The sequence below is a fragment of the Aequorivita antarctica genome (genome assembly GCF_007997155.1).
Classification (GTDB): Bacteria; Bacteroidota; Bacteroidia; order Flavobacteriales; family Flavobacteriaceae; genus Aequorivita; species Aequorivita antarctica.
The window spans coordinates 406,385-423,565 of record NZ_VORT01000002.1; the positions used below are offsets into that span (position 1 = coordinate 406,385).

The window sequence follows — 17,181 nt, forward strand, 5'->3', positions numbered from 1 at the left end:
TTTTGAAAACAATCAAACTCCCACTTACACTCCTTTTCTTTTTCTTTGCAACCGTTGTGTTTGCTCAAAAAGCCGTTATTAAAGGAATTATTCTTGACGAAAATAACATACCCGTTTACGGGGCCAATGTAACTTATAATGACACTGGAACCATTTCAGATTTTAATGGGTTTTATTTGTTGGAAATCCCTTCCAAAGAAGATGTAACTATTACTTTTTCACACCTTAGCCATAAAAAAGTACAGATAACCGTAAACCTTTCGCCCAACGAAGATTATGAGCTCAATCCAGTGATGAATACCACTATTGAGCAAATAAGCGAGGTGATTATTACTGGTCGGGAAAACAAACGTGTGGAAGGCGTTACAACCATTTCACCCGAAGTAATTCGCAAGATGGTAGGCGCCAACGCTGGTGTTGAAAACCTCTTAAAATCACTTCCCGGAGTTAATGGAAATGACGAATTGAGTACACAATACGCTGTGCGTGGTGGAAACTATGACGAAAATCTTGTTTACGTAAACGAAATTGAAGTATATCGCCCCTTCCTTATCAGAAGTGGTCAACAGGAAGGCCTAAGCTTTGTAAATAGTGATCTTACCAGCAATGTGGACTTTTCGGCTGGAGGTTTTCAGGCAAAATATGGAGATAAACTCTCCTCGGTTTTGGACATTACTTACCGCAGACCAGTTGATTTTGGCGCAACTATAGATGCAAGTCTTTTGGGAGCTAGCGGTTCTGTGGAAGGTATTTCAAAAAATGGACGCCTTTCCGGAATTTTAGGAATCCGCTATCGCGACAACAGTCTTTTGGTAAACGCCAAAGAGACCGAAACCAACTATCGCCCAAAGTTTGCAGATGCACAAACCTATCTAACTTATAAATTTAGCAATAAATTTGAATTGAGCTTTTTGGGGAATGTCTCCATCAATGAATACAATTACAGACCCTTAACCAGACAAACAAACTTCGGAACCATTACAGACCCTATCGCACTGCTTGTGTTTTATGAAGGTCGTGAAGAAGACCGCTACAACACCTATTTTGGTGCTTTAAAATCTACTTGGGTTGTTTCAGATAATTATACCGCAAAATTTATCGCCTCTCTTTACCAAACTACCGAACAGGAATATTATGACATTCTTGCCGAGTACCGTTTGGGTGAAGTTAATACAGAAATTGGAAGCCAAGACCTAGGTACAGTAGAATTTACCCGTGGTATAGGTAGTCAACTCACACACGCCCGTAATGATTTGGATGCCTTAATCCTTAATTTAGAACACAAAGGGAACTTAGCCATTGAAGACAATAATATTGAATACGGCATCAAATATACCCGTGAGGATATCCGCGATCGTGTTCAGGAATATGAAATTATTGACTCAGCAGGGTTTTCTATCCGTCCTCCAATATTTCCTCCAAACAACCAACCATACGAAGCAGACGCTTCGCCTATTGTACCTTACACAAACGTTCGTGCACTCAACGATACACAGATTGACCGAATTTCAGGATATGCACAATGGAGCCGAAAAACAAGCCTTGGAAACAGTGATCTTTGGCTGAATGCTGGTGTTCGCGCACACAATTGGACTGTAAGCGGGAAAGATATAAGCAGCACTACGCAAACTGTATTCAGCCCTCGCGCTCAGATTGCTATAAAGCCTGACTGGGAAATGGATATGCTTTTCCGTCTTTCAGGTGGCGTGTATCATCAACCTCCTTTTTATAGAGAATTGCGCGATTCTTCTGGAACAGTTCGCCCTGGTGTGAAAGCTCAGAAATCCATTCACATTGTTTTCGGAAACGATTATAGTTTCAAAATGTGGGACCGTGAGTTTCGTTTGAATTCTGAACTGTATTACAAGCATATAACCGACGTAAACCCATATACTCTGGAAAACGTCCGTATTCGTTACCGAGCTACAAACAACGCTATTGCTTATTCCTACGGACTCGATTTGCGTTTGGCAGGAGAGTTTGTTCCCGGCACGGAAAGTTGGTTGAGCTTTGGGTATTTAAAGACCGAAGAAAACATTGACGATCGCGGCTATATCTTCCGCCCTACAGATCAACGTTTGAAGTTTGGAATGTTGTTTCAAGATTACGTGAAGGTGATTCCTTCCCTTAAAATGTATTTAAACCTTACTTATAATACTGGTTTACCCGGTGGATCGCCCAGTTATGCAGATCCATACAATTACCAAACGCGCCTGCCAGACTACAAACGAGCCGATCTTGGTGTGAGTTACGTAATTATAGACGATACTAAATTAAGAGATAGCGGTTGGTTAAAAGCTTTTAAGGAACTTAGTATTGGCGCGGAAATATTCAACATTTTTGATGTGCAAAACTCAATCACCAATACTTTTGTGAGAGATGTTTATACCAAAGTTCAATATGCAATTCCAAACTATTTGACGCCTCGTGTTTTTAACGTTAGACTTACTGCGAAGTTTTAATAAAAAAAATCAGCAGCTAGAGCATCCCCCTGCATCATATTGCGTAAACATTTCATCAGGATTGTCGTTTGATAGCAAAAGAATGTATGAGTTATATCTGTAATCTGATGTTGCTCCCAGAATTATATCTATTTGTTTATCACCATTCAAATCACCGATCCAATATAAAGTCACACCGCCTTCAAAACCGCCTCCGCTCCAAGCTCCAATTGAATCTAAAGAAAAAACGAGGCTGTCTTTGTTTTTAAGGACAATACGAAGCTCATAATTGTCCAATCCCTCAAAATAAGGAAATTCGTTATTTTCATTTTTAACTAAGTCCCCTTTTGCAAATATATAATATGAATTGCTACTCTTTCCATCCGCTTCTTCAATACTAAAATAAAGATGATCACCCGGAAAAATCATCCTATCAATCCATTTACCAACTACCGGACTTTCTTCAAAAGCCAAACCTTTTAAAAGGAATTTTGGCTTTCTTGAATCCGATTCATTATATTTTTCAACATAATAATAATTTTGATAGTATTTCTCTATTTCAAAAAACGACCAATAAGTGTACAGTTTGTTTTTTTTAACTTCACTCATCACTTCGTCCATACATTCAGGGTGCAGGAAAGAAATAGTTTTATCGCTTTGTGAAAAAGCTATTTGAAATACAAACAGTATTGGAAGTAAGAATAGTTTTTTCATAAAACAATTATTAATTGATGATGAGCTCCTTTAGATCGGTCAGTATCCAAAGAGAAAACTTTGTGAGCTTTGTGAAATACTTGGTGAACTTTGTGGTTAAATAATGTAAACTCAGCGCCAAATCTGTCACACTGAGCCTGTCGAAGTGCCTAATTAGCCGACCCCGTTATCAATAAACTCCTTCAGCACACCCACCACATAATCTACTTCTTCTTTTTTATTGAAACTGGAAAAGGAAAAACGGATGGAAGGTTTGCTTAAATCTTCATCGGAAAGAATTTCATTTAAAACGTGCGAACCCCCTTCTGCCCCACTTTGGCAGGCGCTTCCTTTTGAGCAGGCAATTCCTTTTAGGTCTAACTGAAACAAAAGTAGCATCGCTTTTTCTGCAGAAATGGGCAGACAAACATTCAACAACGTATACGTACTTTGTTCATTATCTCCACAACCGCCGTTAAACTTCACATTTGGAAAATTTGACGAAAGCTGCTCTTTAAAATATTCTTTCAGTCCAGTGATATAGTTTCGTTCTTTTTCAAGATTTTGATAGGAAATTTTTAGGGCTTCTGCCATTCCAGCTATTGCATAGACCGCTTCCGTGCCAGCCCGCAATCCGCGTTCTTGTTCCCCTCCGTGTATTAAAGCCCGAAGGCCAGAGTTTTTTCGTATAAATGCAAAGCCAGCGCCTTTTGGCCCGTGAAACTTATGTGCTGCAGCAGCTGCAAAATCTATAGGTATTTCCTTAAAATCAAGTTCAAAATGACCAACAGACTGTACGGTATCACTATGAAAAAGTGCGTTGTGCTCTTTGCAGAGAAGTGCAACTCGTTTCAAATCCAGAAGGTTTCCCACTTCATTGTTAACGTGCATCAAGCTTACCAAGGTTTTTTCAGTAGTATCTGCCAAAAGATTTTCCAAATGATCGTAATCTACATAACCACAGGCTGTCAAATTCACAAAATCCACCTGAACCTTGTACTCCTGTTGAAGCCAATCTAAGGTATGCAAGATCGCGTGATGCTCAATACGGCTGGAAATAATTCGTTTTACGCCCAGATCGCGCACCGCGCCATTGAGTATTAAGTTATCAGCTTCCGTCCCCCCAGAAGTGAAGATTATTTCACTTGCAGCAACATTCAAAAGCTTTGCTATTTCCTTTCGTGCATTTTCAAGTAATGATTTGGATGACCTACCGTAAGAGTGTGTAGATGAAGGATTTCCGTATTCTGTTTTTAAAACTTCAGTAATGCAATTAATCACTTCATCTCTTGGTTTCGTGGTAGCTGCACTATCAAAATATACTTTTTTCATTCAGCAATTATTTTTGTAAAATTGGGCTGTGACCGTATTCTATTTATGTAAATTCAACCCACTAATTTCGGTTCGCAAAAATACATATTAAAACAGTTTTGCTGGCGTTTCAGTTAAAAAGAAATGCGTTACTTTGTAGCTATAGATGATTTTTATACAAAATGAAAAAAATTCTTTTCCTTTTTTTGGCAACTGTCCTTCTTCAAAGCTGTAATGACGGCGATATTATTATAACCACTTTTAATTTTGACGATGCCGATCTGAAAACCTGTGGCGTTGCAGGCAACTATGTGTTTTACAAAGTAAACCCAGAAGCACTGGAAAGCCTTTCGCTAAGGCTAACAGTAACGGATAGCCTTTACAAAACGGAGGGTGTCAAACCATACATACTTAATGGCACCACCAATTTTGTGAATTACCGAACCTATGACGGAGTTTTGGGCAACGACTACTTTTGTAGCATCATTCCGCCCACTTTGCCCAGAGTTAACGTAGATTATTTAGCTGCTTCGGGTACTGCTGAATTCACCACTATTTTTGGATACGATGATAATGACGGCGTTCCAGCCGATAAGGAGTTTGACGGTGATACTGATGGGGATGGCCTTCTCAATCTATACGATGTGGATGACGACGGCGACAACGTGCCCACGGCACTTGAACTGGATATTCTAAATGCAGATGGCGACAACGATCCTTTCACAAATCCATTGGACACAGATGGAAACGGGATACCCGATTACCTAGACCCTGATGACGATGGCGACGGCGTGCTTACCCGAGACGAAGACAAAGACGGGAATTTAGACCCCAGAAATGACGTTACAGATGCCAATGTAGGTGCAGACTACCTTAACGCAGCTGTAGCCGTTGATTATGACATAAACCAATACCGCCAGCACACCTATAAAATCAATAAAAGCGTAAAAATTGTTCTGAAAAACTTGGTTTTGGTAAACGGCGAAGAAGAAATTACACAGGAGACGCTAAATATGGGAACCCTCACAAATGTGGAAACCATACCTAAAACCACCACGCCAGTGTTTTGATTTTGGGACTTGGGATTTGGCACTTCGACAAGCTCAGTGTGGCAGATTTAGGATTTGGGATTTGGCACTTCGACAGGCTCAGTGTGACAAATTTGAGATTTAAAGAAAACATAATCGCTATTCCCTAATCGCTTTTCCCTAATAGCTATTCCCATTCGTCCTCCGAAGCTTTTTTAGCGAAGGAGGAATTCCCTATTTAGCATTTTGAAAAATATAAACCTCAGTAGCCCCACGCCCGTATTTTTGAAAGTCGGCGTCATAAAATTTTACATTTTCATACCTGTTAAAAAGATATTCCAGTTCGGTCCGCAACACTCCCTCGCCTACACCGTGGATGAAAACTACTTTCTGAATTCGTTTTGAAATAGCAAAATCCAATTGCCTTTTTGCAGTTTCCAGCTGAACGGTGAGCATTTCATAATTGTCCATCCCACGGGTTTTTGGCAGCAGTTGATTGATGTGCAAATCTACCTCCATAGGTGGCAAACTGCGCTCCTTTGGTTTTACACGGACCGTTTTTCCCGGCTTTTTGTGTTCCTTTTCCGACATAACTGAAGAAACATCCATCCGCGCCAATTCTCTTTTTGAAAGGGAACCATCCATAACGATAAGTTCGTTCTTTGCAAAATCCAGTTCAAAACCATCCGTGGTCATGATGGTTACCTCATTGCCCTTCACGGCAGTAACCACGCCCGAAATGGCATCATCCAGCACCGAAACTTTGTCTCCTTTTTTCATATAAAAGCTATCTATATTTTATGATATTCAATAGGCGTCTAAAGTACCACTTAACGTCGTTAATTACCTAATAACGAAAATTTTACGTATTTTGCAGCAAACTATTCAATATATTGAATATTATTTCTAAATTTAAACCGTCTAAAAAAGCCTCGCTGTCCCAACATCAATGCTTTTAAAAACCGTAAAAATATGAAAAACCTACTACTCTTTTCAATATTACTTTTTACTACTGCTGGCGCTTTTGCGCAATTAACCGTGAAACCAACTGCTGCTGGCGCGGATTCCTATGTTTATGTGAAAGACCAAGTAGTATTTGTCACCAATGAAATAAACTTGACCAGAAACGGTATTGCTAATGATCAGGAAGCAAGTATCTACTTGCGCGATAACGGTCAGTTAATACAGGGAGGGACAACTTCCACCAATAGTGGAAATGGTCAACTTTCTGTTCAACAAAACACACCAGAAACCAATGCATGGGCATACTACTATTGGTGTTCCCCTGTTACGCATCCAGCGCTTGCCGCTGGAAACCGAAGTTTTGGAGTACAGCACTTATACGAACCTTTACCTGCAACGAGTTTAACTGCAGCCCAAAAATCACTGACCACAACAGATCGTGAAGGAACATTAATACCTGCCATGACAATTTCTACTAGATGGCTATATACTTTCATGTCACCTGGAACCGAAGCGGCAGGAAATTACAGTAGAATGAATACTGGTAATACTGCTCCCGCAGGTTTTGGCTTTACTATGAAAGGGCTTGGCCCCATTGAAACACCCGCACAGCTCGATCAAACTTATGAATTTCGAGGTAGACCAAACAATGGCGATTTTGCTATTCCGGTGGCAAAGCCAGTAATTACGCTCCCGAACCCGACAGCAGTACCACAAATGACTCTTGCCGGCAACCCATATCCTTCCGCATTAGACCTTAACCAATTGTTCTATGACACTGGCAATGAAGAGCTTGCCGCTTTGTGGTATTATGATGAAGACCGTACTGTTCCATCACATTATTACTCTCAAAAACCATTTGGTTATGGTGTTTGGGTTCCTGATGGACAAGATTTGGATGGAAACCTACGCGATAATTTTCCAAAAGGAATATACACTCCAGCTCCCTTTAATATTTATAATGAAAGCGGAAATACTAACACCGGCACTGGCACTGGAGGAGTTGATCAAAACAAAAGATACGCTCCCATTGGCCAAGGCATCATGTTTGTTGGTGATGTATTTAGTACCGTCCCACCACTTCCAGATGGTTATGTAAACATAAGAAATTCACAACGTATTTTTATAAAAGAAAATACGGGTGGTTCTGTATTCCAAAGACCTGACGGCGATGATACTGCAAACGAAGGTAATAATGTGGGACCAACATTGTCAACTTCAACAGGCGCAATACCACCTGTAGATTACCGCACACCACTAATGCGTCTTTGGGCAATTTTTGACGATGCTGTAACCAGAGATATGGTGCTTTCTTTTCACGCCAATACTACTGATGGCTATGACCGTGGTTTTGATGGCTTGAGTGCGCAAGACTTAAAGACAGATGCTTATTTCCCTATTGGCAATGACAATAACCGTAAGCCTTATGTAATTAACAGCACCAACTACAACGTAGACAAGCAAATACCCATAGCCTTTAAAGTACAGAACACTGCACAAATACGCTTACAAGTAGTTGAGGAAATTAAAAAACCATACCAATACGCGTATCTTTATGACAGACAAGAAGGCGCTTATTACGAATTGACTAATACAAACATGGCCGGTGCTACCCTATCATTACCAGCTGGAACCTATGAAAATAGATTTTTTATCGTTTTCCGCAACCCGAACCTAAAACGCGATACTCCTATAACCGAACTTGAAGCCAAGGACGCTGTTTTGGCAAATGTGAATTTCTTCCAAAACAACCCAGTACAACAATTGGAAGTTAGCAACCCAGAAGGTTATACCATCAATACTGCTGCAGTTTATGATATGAACGGCAAATTGGTAATCCAAGAGAAAAACTTGGGCGCTAAAAACAAGTATAGCTTCTATACCGGTAATTTAAGTGATGGCGTTTATTTGGTAAAACTTACCACTTCAGAAGATATTACAATAGACTATAAAGTTATTGTTCATAATAAATAAGAATTAATCCCTCGCCAAGGAGGATTTAATTTTCCCATAGTTTAAAAAAAACGGCTCCGATAAAAATCGGAGCCGTTTTTGATTTGATAAATATTGGAATGCCCTTTATAATGGTTCCTCCCCTTTTTTCAAGGGAGGTGCCGAAGGCGGAGGGGTTATTCAAACCCCTTCAAAGTCTTAATAATTATTGAAACACAGTCCATCAGTTGCTCCTCGTTCATAACCAAGGGCGGTGCAAAACGAATAATGTTTCCGTGCGTAGGTTTTGCAAGCAAACCGTTATCACGAAGTTTTAAGCAAATATTCCAAGCAGTATCGCTGTCTTCGCTATCATTAATTACAATAGCGTTTAATAATCCTTTTCCACGGACAAGCTTTGCAATGCTGCTGGTTTCAATAAACTTATTCAATTCACTTCGGAACAGTTTTCCAAGTCTTTCAGCATTTTCAGCAAGCTTTTCGTCTCGAACCACGCTGAGTGCAGCAATAGCAACTGCAGCAGCCACAGGATTTCCACCAAAAGTGGATCCGTGGTTTCCTGGTTTTATAACACTCATAATAGCATCATTAGCAAGAACCGCAGAAACTGGATAGGCACCACCGCTCATCGCTTTTCCAAGAATCAACAGATCTGGCTTTACGTTTTCATGGTCAACCGCAAGAAGTTTTCCGGTACGGGCGATTCCTGTTTGTACTTCATCTGCAATAAAAAGTACGTTGTGTTTTTCACACAGCGCTTTCGCCTTGCTCAAATACCCTTCAGAAGGAACAAAAACCCCAGCTTCACCTTGAATAGGTTCCACCAAGAAACCAGCAATATTTTTATTGCTTTCCAACTGTTGCTCAAGCTGCTCCAGATTGTTGTATTCTATTTTTATGAAACCTTTAGTGTAAGGCCCAAAATGCTTTCGCGCCACAGGATCGTTGCTGAAAGATATAATAGTTGTAGTTCTTCCGTGAAAATTGTTTTCACACACTATGATTTCGGCTTCGTTTTCCGCGATGCCTTTCTTTTCATAAGCCCACTTTCTACAGATTTTTAAAGCAGTTTCTACGGCTTCGGCACCAGTGTTCATAGGGAGCAATTTATCAAAATTGAAAAACTCGCAAGCAAATTTCTCATACTTCCCAAGCACATCGTTGTGAAAGGCACGTGATGTAAGTGCAAGTGTTTTCGCTTGTTCCATCATTGCATCCACAATTTTTGGATGGCAATGCCCTTGGTTCACTGCAGAATAGGCTGAAAGAAAATCGTAGTATTTCTTGCCTTCTACATCCCAAACAAAAACACCTTCTCCCCTGTTCAAAACCACGGGAAGTGGATGATAGTTGTGGGCTCCGTATTTGTTTTCTAAATCGATAGCTTTCTGTGAAGCCGTTTGCTCTAAAACTGACATAAAATTGTAATAATTTGAAGTAAAATATAATTGATTCCTGCTTTTCGGAGCGGAATCCTCCGTGGACTGCAAATTACTAAAATAATCCCACATTTTTTGAAGCCTTAACAGGATTTAAACTTAACAATTATGCTATTTTTGCGCTTATGGCAAGAAAAAACAATAGAGTTATTTTTGAAAACCTTGAAGTGATTGATGCTGGGGCAAAAGGCAAAGCTGTGGCAAAAGCGCCGGATGGTCGCGTGGTTTTTATTGACAATGCCGTTCCTGGCGATCTGGTTACCGTACAAACTTTCAAAAAGAAAAAAGCTTTTTACGAAGCTTCCGTGCTTTCGGTTTCAAAATATTCTGAAAAAAGAGTGGAACCGGTTTGTCCACACTTCGGAACCTGCGGCGGTTGCAAATGGCAGAATATGGGTTATGAGCATCAACTTTTTTTTAAGCAAAAAGAGATTCAACAAAACCTGCAGCGCATCGGGAAGATTGAATTGCCAGAATTCCAACTTATTTTGGGTTCCGAGAAGCAATATTTTTATCGCAACAAGATGGAGTTTTCCTTCAGCGATAACAAATGGCTTACCCTCGATCAGATTAAAAGCGGTAAAGTTATAGAAGACCGAAATGCATTGGGCTTCCACATTCCTGGAATGTGGGACAAGATTTTGGATCTCGACATTTGTTATCTGCAAGCCGACCCAAGTAATGCAATCCGCGATTTTATAAAAGCGAAGTCTATAGAATTAAACTTATCCTTTTTCAACACAAGAAATCAGGAAGGTTTTTTAAGAACTTTGATGATTCGCACCACTTCCACTGGCGAAGTAATGGTGTTGGTTCAGTTTTTTCACGAAGATGAAGAAAATAGAAAGTTGTTGCTAGACGCAGTTGCTACTGAATTTCCGCAAATCACATCCTTATTATATGTAATCAATTCCAAAGGGAACGACACCCTATACGATCAAGATATTGAACTTTTCTACGGAAGGGATCATATTTTTGAGGAAATGGAAGGATTGAAGTTTAAGATAAACGCAAAGTCATTTTACCAAACCAATAGCGAGCAAGCATACAATCTTTATAAAATAACCCGCGATTTTGCAGGATTAAGTGGCAATGAACTGGTTTACGATCTATATACTGGAACTGGAACCATTGCACAATTCGTCGCGAAAAAAGCGAAGAAAGTAATTGGCGTTGAAGCTGTTCCTGATGCAATTGAAGCCGCAAAGCAAAACGCGCAATTAAACAATATTGAAAACGTTGAATTCTTCGTAGGCGATATGAAAAAGGTTTTCAACGAAGAATTTATAAATACTCACGGAAAACCGGACGTTGTTATCACAGATCCACCGCGAGATGGGATGCATGCAGATGTTGTTGCCCAATTATTGAATTTAGGAGCCGAAAAAATTGTCTATGTAAGTTGCAACAGCGCAACCCAAGCTCGTGACTTGGCGCTTTTGGATTCAAAATACAAAGTAATAAAAGTGCAGCCGGTAGATATGTTTCCACAGACGCATCACGTGGAAAATGTTGTACTTTTGGAAAAACGATAATCAAAAATGTTTAAACGAATTATCTTACTCATCCTTATAGTCTTTACCTTCAAAGGCTGCACCAAGGATGACATTTGTCCACCTGATACTGCTACTACGGCAAAAGTGGTCATTGCCTTTAACGATATTGCAAACCCTACCGTTTCAAAAAATGTGAGTGTATTGAGTGTTGAAACAGACTATGAAACCTCTGTTGATGTAATTTCTTTTCAAAGCACAAACGAAATAGCAATACCACTCAGCACTACTTCTGATACTACGAAATATAGATTTATAAGAACAACTTTTAGAACCACAGACACTTTAACTAATATAGATAAAGTAATGTTCGTTTACCAAAGGCAAGATAGCTATGTGAATCGAGCTTGTGGCTTTAAGACCGAATATTTCAATCTAGAGGCAGATTTAGAGGATGAAGGAATCGAAAATTGGATTAAACAAGTTACTGTAATAAGAGAAACTGTAAATGATGAAAATAGCGCCCATATTACTATGCTGCATTAGTTTTTTTTGCGGCACGCAAATAATGCTGGCGCAGAATAAGACTGAAACACCCAACGATACCGTTCCAAAAGTTGAAAAGTATGGATTGCGTATTGGTGTTGATTTGGCAAAACCATTACGTACGTTAATTGAAGATGGCTATTCTGGATTTGAAGTGATGGGCGATTTCAGAGTTACCAAAAAGTTTTATGCAGCAGTGGAACTGGGCAACGAAAAAAAAGACTGGATTGAGCCTTATGTATCATCCAAAACTACTGGAAGCTACGCCAAAGTAGGTTTTGATTACAACGCTTACGAAAACTGGCTGGGAATGGAAAACGCCATTACACTTGGCCTTCGCTATGGTTTTTCAACCTTTAAGCAGGAGCTTTCGAGCTACAGAATTTATACTGACAATCCCGCTTTTCCTACCCAAACAATTTATGAACCTCAAGAATTTAGCGGTTTAACAGCTCATTGGGCAGAATTGATTATAGCTATAAAAACCGAAATACTAAACAACCTTTACCTTTCAGTAAACGTTCAGCTAAAAAGAAAAATCACAGAAGATGAGCCCGAGAATTTTGCAAACCTTTACATTCCAGGCTTCAACAAAACCTATGATTACAGTGAGTTTGGTGTAGGCTATGGCTATTCGCTTTCCTATTTAATTCCAATCTTTAAGAAAACCGAGCCCCTAAAACTAGATAAGCAATAACCAGCCACTTCTCTTTTTTGCATTCCTAAACCTGCCGAACAATCACAGCAAGGAAACAAACCAAACATCAGCCCTAAATCTTATAAACTGACAACTCAAAACCGACAACTGAAAAGCGATAACTGAAAACTGACAACTGAGAACTGATCACTGTTTACTAGCCTTTCTGCTACCCTCATACATTTCATAACGCACCAGTTTAGCTTCTAATTTTCCGTTGAAAAGCTTTATCTTTTTTGAAGGACGAAGTCCAACAAATTTCAAAGCTTCCATATTTGAGGTTATCATCCAAGCCTGCGTCCCCGGATAGCCTCGTTTCAAGGTATTTCCGATAGAGCTGTAAAACTCCTCAATGTCGTTTACTGAAATACGCTCATCATAAGGTGGATTGAAAACAATGTATAAAGGTTTTTCGCCTTCTTTTTCACTTTGAAAGAAATCCTGTTGTTTTATTTCAATGAAATCGTTCAGATTGGCGCTTTTAATGTTTTCTTTCGCCTTTTTAAGCACCTCTGGATCTATGTCATATCCGTATATTTTATGAGGAAAATCGCGTACTTTTTTCAGGGCGGCCTCTTCAATTTTTTCATAAAGATCTAAATCAAAATCTGGCCAAGTTTCAAAACCGAATTCCTCACGGTTCAAGTTTGGTGGAATGTTGCAGGCAATCATTGCTGCTTCAGTTAGCAAAGTTCCACCGCCACACATTGGGTCTAAAAAGTTACATTGGCCTTGCCAGCCCGAAAGCATTATAATTCCCGCCGCAAGCACTTCATTTATTGGTGCCAGCGTGCTTTCAACTTTATAACCGCGTTTGTGCAAAGATTCCCCTGAACTATCCAATGAGACGGTACAGATATTTCTATCAATATGAACATTGATTCGCAGCGTAGGATGATCTAGATCTACATCTGGTCTTATCCCTTCCCTATCGCGGAATCTATCCACAATGGCATCCTTCGTTTTCAAGGAGATGTATTGTGAATGTGTGAAAACATCAGAAAAAACAGTTGCGTTAATAGCCAAGCTACCCTTCACATCCATATAATTTTCCCAAGGCATTTCATATATCTTCTTATAAAGGTCTTCTTCGGTAAAAATGTTGAAGGCGGTGATTGGTTTCAATATTTTAATGGCGGTTCGGCAGCAAAGGTTTGCTTTGTACATAAAACCCATATCTCCTTCAAAGGAAACATTTCGCACACCAATTTCAATAGACGAAGCACCCAACTGGCGAAGCTCTTGTGCAAGAAGTTCTTCCATCCCAAAAAGGGTTTTTGCCACCATTTTAAAATTCTTTGTCATACTATTTAAACAGATTTCCTGCAAAAATACAGTATTTTAGCAGGGCGAAACGATAACTATGCAAAAAGAAAAAGACAATTGGTACGCTTCGTGGTTTAACACCCCTTACTACCACATTCTTTATAAAGACAGAAACCATCGGGAAGCGGCGTTGTTTATGAACGCGCTTACCAACTATTTGAATCTTAATAAAGGAGATACTATTCTCGACCTTGCTTGTGGCCGGGGAAGACATGCTAAGTATTTATACAAACAAGGTTTTGATGTTACTGGCATAGATCTTTCTGAAGATAGTATTGAATATGCCAAACAATACGAAAAACCCAGACTAAGTTTTGAGGTGCACGATATGTGTTTGCCTTATCCAAAAAAGTTTGACACTGTGCTCAATCTTTTTACCAGTTTTGGATATTTTGAAAACGAAATTGACAACCTGAGAACTATAAAAGCAATAAATGCCGAATTAAAACCCAGCGCTTATGCGGTAATCGATTTTTTAAATGCAGAATTGGCTATTAAGAAGCTTATTCCTTCTGAAAAAAAGAAAATTGGCGACATTGTTTTTAATATTGAAAAATATGTGGAAAAAGGATATATCGTAAAAAACATACGTTTTACTGATGGTGGAACCGATTACCACTACGTTGAAAGGGTTAGAGCATTGACTTTGGAAGATTTTGAATCGTATTTTAAAGAGGCAGGTATAACATTAAAAAAAGTTTTCGGCGATTACAAGCTAAACGATTTTAATCGAAACACATCTGAAAGGTTAATCTTAATTTTTAATTAATGAGTTATTTGTTGCTTTTTTTATCAGTTGCCGTAGGATATTTTGTAGCATTATTCTTAAAGAAAAAGGAAATGCGAAATATGGAGGTTTTTCTCGCCTTCAGTGGTGCGTTTCTTCTCTCAATTACAGTATTTGAGCTTTTGCCGCAAGTATTTGAAACGCCGTCAAAAAGCATTGGTGTTTATATAATGCTCGGTATTTTGTTGCAAATATTCCTCGAGTTTTTCTCAAAAGGTGCGGAACACGGGCACGTTCATATACATTCCGAAGCGAAGCATTTTCCATGGATATTGTTTATTAGTCTGTGTATTCACGCTTTTATGGAAGGTTTCCCTATTTCGGAAGAAAATAACCTGTTGGTTGCCATCATAATACACAAAATTCCGGTGGCAATAATTTTATCCTTCTTTTTTATAACAGCTGGCTACCGCAAAAGCACAACCTTGCTCTTTCTATTCTTTTTTGCTTTAATGACGCCACTGGGCAGCTTTATTTCAACAAACTACAGCATAGTACATCAATACGAAACACAGATAACAGCTTTGGTTATTGGTATATTTCTTCACGTTTCAACTACTATCCTATTTGAAAGCTCAAAAAATCACAAGTTCAATCTAAGCAAAATGACAGCCGTTATAGTAGCTGTAATACTTGCGTATTTTATATAGAATATTTTTTTAGATATTAATAATCCTTAAGCTTCATAAAATAAAACCGAGAATAATGTTTCATCCATTATTTGGTGAAAATATTCTTCTTTTTTTTAAAAGCATAAACAAACTTTTGAAGTCTAACTTCTAAAAAAAAGCCATCCTTTCGGATGGCCTTTTTAATTTATCTCATAAATAATTACTCCTTAACAACCTTAAAGGTCTTGTAATTCTCATTGGATTTTACCATTATTAAATAAACACCTTCAGACAAAAATGATAAATCTATTTGCACAACTGAAGACTCTGGATGTAACCTAAGAATATTTTGCCCCAATAAATTATTAACTGATACTTCGGAAAATATTGTTGTATGCCTCAAAGTGATTAATCCGTTTGTAGGATTGGGGAAATAACTAAAATTGGCATCATTAAAATCGTCAATGCTTAATCTAAGATTAATAGTAACGGGAAAAGGGGCGCTTAAACATCCATTAACGATATTTACGGCATAATAGGTTTCTCCATCTACCAAAAGTGTAGTTAAAAGCAGCGGATTTGTATTGTTCATTGCATCTTCTTCAGTAGCAAACCAAGTTACATCAATAGGATCTACAATAATATCTGCTAAAGTAGCACCTTGATCAAAGGTTTGATTAGAATCACCAGTAGGTGTTGGTGGCGGTGTACATCCATCCAGATTTAGTCTGCCAAAATATTGTGCCGAGCCACCACTCAATAATACACTCACTCCCGTATTGGGATCTAATTTATTTACTCCAGCACCACTAGACCATAAAATATCTCCATTGCCAAGTTTGGCAACTCCTCTTAAATTACCTAAACTCCAATAATCAATTATAGAACCGTCAGTTTCAGAAAAGCGATATAAGCCATTTTGATTACCACCGCTTATTATACTAAATACTGAAGCCAAAATTACGCCTGGTTCTTCAATTTCTATTTGTTGGACAAAACTAACTACTCCGCTTTCAACAATATTTCCTAAAAAAACACCACTGTAATCCCGTCTTTCAATATTACTAGTACCACTGTATGATATATATACTTCGCCAGCTCCATTATCTATAATATCAAACGGGGAAACTGATTGGGGAGTTGTAAGAAAAAATCCTAGATTGTTACCGCTAAAATCAAAACGAATAATAGCATCGCCTGGCGCACCGTTGTTGGTTCCTGAATTACTCACCCAAACCTCAGTTCCATTTACGATGGATAAACCACGAATATTATCCAAGCCAGTATCAATTGTAGTCAAAAGATTTCCGTCAAGATCATACCGCTCTATTTTATCAGCCAATTGGTATGCAATCCAAATTTCATTTGCTACCTGAATTAATGCTTTCGGAGTTCCAGCATCCAGCGCAATAAATGCTGGGTCAATAATGTCTCCGGTAGTAGAATCAAGCAAAAGCACTTGTCCGTCCTGTATTACAGCAATCCTTTCCTGTGCGGGCATAGACCAAGCACAGAATATTAATAATAGTAGGATAGTATTTTTGAGAAGAGTAGTTTTTTTCATAATTATTTTATTTTCATTTAGTTAATATATAAAATTTACTCTTAGGAAACAAGAAAGACATTGCTTACGGCATTAGAAATTTCAAATATTGAAGAAAATCATAAGAGAACCTTTAGTATATAAAACCATTTAAAATAAGATTTTATAAAAATATTTCGGTTTATCCCATAAAAAAAACCCCTTCACAAAAGTGAAGGGGTTCTAAAGGAAGGCGGCGACCTACTCTCCCACAGGATGCAGTACCATCGGCGCAAACGGGCTTAACTTCTCTGTTCGGAAAGGTAAGAGGTGAGCCCCGTCGCTATAACCACCTTAGTTTTAGCAATCGG

Annotated in this window: 14 protein-coding genes and 1 rRNA gene; 8 read left to right on the forward strand and 7 right to left on the reverse strand. The window is 38.7% G+C overall.

Going from position 1 to position 17,181, the window contains the following annotated elements; all coding sequences use genetic code 11:
- Positions 1-2: 2 nt before the first annotated feature.
- Entirely contained in the window at positions 3-2,462 is a 2,460-nt protein-coding gene (locus ESU54_RS04535) for a TonB-dependent receptor (protein WP_111843987.1), read from the forward strand.
- Between the two features lie 9 nt (positions 2,463-2,471).
- Here the strand turns inward: ESU54_RS04535 and ESU54_RS04540 are convergent, their stop codons facing one another.
- Complete coding sequence (locus tag ESU54_RS04540) at positions 2,472-3,155, reverse strand: hypothetical protein (RefSeq protein WP_111843951.1); 684 nt, start codon at positions 3,153-3,155, stop codon at positions 2,472-2,474.
- 153 nt (positions 3,156-3,308) lie between these two features.
- Entirely contained in the window at positions 3,309-4,466 is a 1,158-nt protein-coding gene (locus ESU54_RS04545) for a cysteine desulfurase family protein (protein ID WP_111843952.1), read from the reverse strand.
- Positions 4,467-4,627: 161 nt separating this feature from the next.
- Here ESU54_RS04545 and ESU54_RS04550 point away from each other — a divergent pair, with 161 nt between their 5' ends.
- A complete protein-coding gene (locus ESU54_RS04550) occupies positions 4,628-5,515 on the forward strand; it encodes a hypothetical protein (protein ID WP_111843953.1) in 888 nt (295 codons plus the stop codon).
- A gap of 192 nt (positions 5,516-5,707) precedes the next feature.
- Here the strand turns inward: ESU54_RS04550 and ESU54_RS04555 are convergent, their stop codons facing one another.
- Complete coding sequence (locus tag ESU54_RS04555) at positions 5,708-6,253, reverse strand: Smr/MutS family protein (protein WP_111843954.1); 546 nt, start codon at positions 6,251-6,253, stop codon at positions 5,708-5,710.
- 192 nt (positions 6,254-6,445) lie between these two features.
- On the opposite strand from ESU54_RS04555, the gene ESU54_RS04560 reads away from it, so the two are divergent.
- A complete protein-coding gene (locus ESU54_RS04560; protein WP_111843955.1) occupies positions 6,446-8,410 on the forward strand; it encodes a T9SS type A sorting domain-containing protein in 1,965 nt (654 codons plus the stop codon).
- A gap of 155 nt (positions 8,411-8,565) precedes the next feature.
- On the opposite strand, the gene rocD is transcribed toward ESU54_RS04560, so the two are convergent.
- Positions 8,566-9,807 (reverse strand): ornithine--oxo-acid transaminase, encoded by a 1,242-nt coding sequence (gene rocD / locus ESU54_RS04565; RefSeq protein ID WP_111843956.1) that lies wholly within the window; start codon positions 9,805-9,807, stop codon positions 8,566-8,568.
- Between the two features lie 146 nt (positions 9,808-9,953).
- Here rocD and rlmD point away from each other — a divergent pair, with 146 nt between their 5' ends.
- The 3 genes from rlmD to ESU54_RS04580 are packed head-to-tail and all read left to right on the forward strand — an operon-like array spanning position 9,954 to position 12,564.
- A complete protein-coding gene (gene rlmD, locus ESU54_RS04570; RefSeq protein WP_111843957.1) occupies positions 9,954-11,363 on the forward strand; it encodes a 23S rRNA (uracil(1939)-C(5))-methyltransferase RlmD in 1,410 nt (469 codons plus the stop codon).
- A gap of 6 nt (positions 11,364-11,369) precedes the next feature.
- Complete coding sequence (locus tag ESU54_RS04575; RefSeq protein WP_111843958.1) at positions 11,370-11,867, forward strand: DUF6452 family protein; 498 nt, start codon at positions 11,370-11,372, stop codon at positions 11,865-11,867.
- Complete coding sequence (locus ESU54_RS04580) at positions 11,830-12,564, forward strand: DUF6048 family protein (protein ID WP_235004553.1); 735 nt, start codon at positions 11,830-11,832, stop codon at positions 12,562-12,564. The genes ESU54_RS04575 and ESU54_RS04580 overlap by 38 nt, the downstream gene beginning before the upstream one ends.
- Before the next feature lie 147 nt (positions 12,565-12,711).
- Here ESU54_RS04580 and ESU54_RS04585 read toward each other — a convergent pair whose 3' ends face one another.
- Complete coding sequence (locus ESU54_RS04585) at positions 12,712-13,869, reverse strand: THUMP domain-containing class I SAM-dependent RNA methyltransferase (RefSeq protein WP_111843960.1); 1,158 nt, start codon at positions 13,867-13,869, stop codon at positions 12,712-12,714.
- A 58-nt stretch (positions 13,870-13,927) separates the two neighbouring features.
- On the opposite strand from ESU54_RS04585, the gene ESU54_RS04590 reads away from it, so the two are divergent.
- The gene (locus ESU54_RS04590; RefSeq protein WP_111843961.1) at positions 13,928-14,659 is read left to right on the forward strand and encodes a class I SAM-dependent methyltransferase; all 732 of its coding nucleotides are present in this window, start codon (positions 13,928-13,930) and stop codon (positions 14,657-14,659) included.
- Positions 14,659-15,327, forward strand: a complete 669-nt coding sequence (locus ESU54_RS04595) for a ZIP family metal transporter (protein WP_111843962.1) — start codon at positions 14,659-14,661, stop codon at positions 15,325-15,327. The genes ESU54_RS04590 and ESU54_RS04595 overlap by 1 nt, the downstream gene beginning before the upstream one ends.
- A gap of 181 nt (positions 15,328-15,508) precedes the next feature.
- On the opposite strand, the gene ESU54_RS04600 is transcribed toward ESU54_RS04595, so the two are convergent.
- Together ESU54_RS04600 and rrf are read right to left on the reverse strand one after the other, a co-directional pair.
- Positions 15,509-16,852: a T9SS type A sorting domain-containing protein gene (locus ESU54_RS04600; RefSeq protein ID WP_111843963.1), complete on the reverse strand. Its 1,344-nt coding sequence runs from the start codon at positions 16,850-16,852 to the stop codon at positions 15,509-15,511.
- A 206-nt stretch (positions 16,853-17,058) separates the two neighbouring features.
- Positions 17,059-17,167: ribosomal RNA gene (gene rrf / locus ESU54_RS04605) — 5S ribosomal RNA — on the reverse strand.
- Positions 17,168-17,181 lie beyond the last annotated feature (14 nt).

Coding starts and splice junctions, on each gene's coding strand:
- ESU54_RS04560 (WP_111843955.1), top strand. CDS start 6,446: ATGAAAAACCTACTACTCTTTTCAATATTACTTTTTACTACTGCTGGC.
- ESU54_RS04595 (WP_111843962.1), top strand. CDS start 14,659: ATGAGTTATTTGTTGCTTTTTTTATCAGTTGCCGTAGGATATTTTGTA.
- ESU54_RS04580 (WP_235004553.1), top strand. CDS start 11,830: ATGATGAAAATAGCGCCCATATTACTATGCTGCATTAGTTTTTTTTGC.
- ESU54_RS04600 (WP_111843963.1), bottom strand. CDS start 16,852: ATGAAAAAAACTACTCTTCTCAAAAATACTATCCTACTATTATTAATA.
- ESU54_RS04575 (WP_111843958.1), top strand. CDS start 11,370: ATGTTTAAACGAATTATCTTACTCATCCTTATAGTCTTTACCTTCAAA.
- rocD (WP_111843956.1), bottom strand. CDS start 9,807: ATGTCAGTTTTAGAGCAAACGGCTTCACAGAAAGCTATCGATTTAGAA.
- ESU54_RS04550 (WP_111843953.1), top strand. CDS start 4,628: ATGAAAAAAATTCTTTTCCTTTTTTTGGCAACTGTCCTTCTTCAAAGC.
- rlmD (WP_111843957.1), top strand. CDS start 9,954: ATGGCAAGAAAAAACAATAGAGTTATTTTTGAAAACCTTGAAGTGATT.
- ESU54_RS04555 (WP_111843954.1), bottom strand. CDS start 6,253: ATGAAAAAAGGAGACAAAGTTTCGGTGCTGGATGATGCCATTTCGGGC.
- ESU54_RS04540 (WP_111843951.1), bottom strand. CDS start 3,155: ATGAAAAAACTATTCTTACTTCCAATACTGTTTGTATTTCAAATAGCT.
- ESU54_RS04545 (WP_111843952.1), bottom strand. CDS start 4,466: ATGAAAAAAGTATATTTTGATAGTGCAGCTACCACGAAACCAAGAGAT.
- ESU54_RS04585 (WP_111843960.1), bottom strand. CDS start 13,869: ATGACAAAGAATTTTAAAATGGTGGCAAAAACCCTTTTTGGGATGGAA.
- ESU54_RS04590 (WP_111843961.1), top strand. CDS start 13,928: ATGCAAAAAGAAAAAGACAATTGGTACGCTTCGTGGTTTAACACCCCT.